Raw genomic sequence first — 654 nt, forward strand, 5'->3', positions numbered from 1 at the left:
TTTGGTCGGCATACATGCACCTCTAGCTACATGTTATGCCCGAACACAAAATTTCTGACAGTCTCCGTAGGCATTGTTCGCCGGTTTTCCATCGAGCATCCGACGCATTACGGAATGGTCATCACCTCAAAGATCCCGAGGGATCAAGGGGATCTACAAGTTGCGATGCTGGCGTCGCGCTCCCTGACCATGGAACCTGCTGATGACGTCAACCTCACAAGGTTTTTGGACGACTACAAGAAGGCTGGTGCTTATCTCTTAATGCCAGTTGTAATGGTGCCTGGGCAACCACCGCAATTCATCGACGGAATCTATCTGCTTAAGAGATCGTTGCAGGTGAAGGACGCTTCCGATGTTGGCCCAAATGACCTAGAAAACATGTTTCTTCAGCCTCGGGGATTTGGGCACAAGCACACATGACCTGTAAGGGTTTATCTCTGTCAGCCGCCCCTACATGGGCGGCTCAAACGTGCCGACCAATTCCGACGTATCGAGATCAACGGCAGCGCAAATGACTTTTCAATTGGAATGGAATTCAAAGAAAGTGAGAACGAGCTAGGGTTTGTCTGAAAAGTCGCCTTGGTTAAAATGATGTCCTCTGGTTGCCAAGAGGGCCATCATGACTGACCGTTATGAAATTTCATCTGATCGTTG

1 pseudogene is annotated in these 654 nt (G+C 49.2%); it reads left to right on the forward strand.

What is annotated here, in order from left to right:
* Positions 1–420, forward strand: a pseudogene (locus AO277_RS14500) (hypothetical protein); the annotation flags it as partial.
* Positions 421–654: the final 234 nt, after the last annotated feature.

The sequence above is a fragment of the Pseudomonas amygdali genome (assembly GCF_002699855.1).
Classification (GTDB): Bacteria; Pseudomonadota; Gammaproteobacteria; order Pseudomonadales; family Pseudomonadaceae; genus Aquipseudomonas; species Aquipseudomonas amygdali.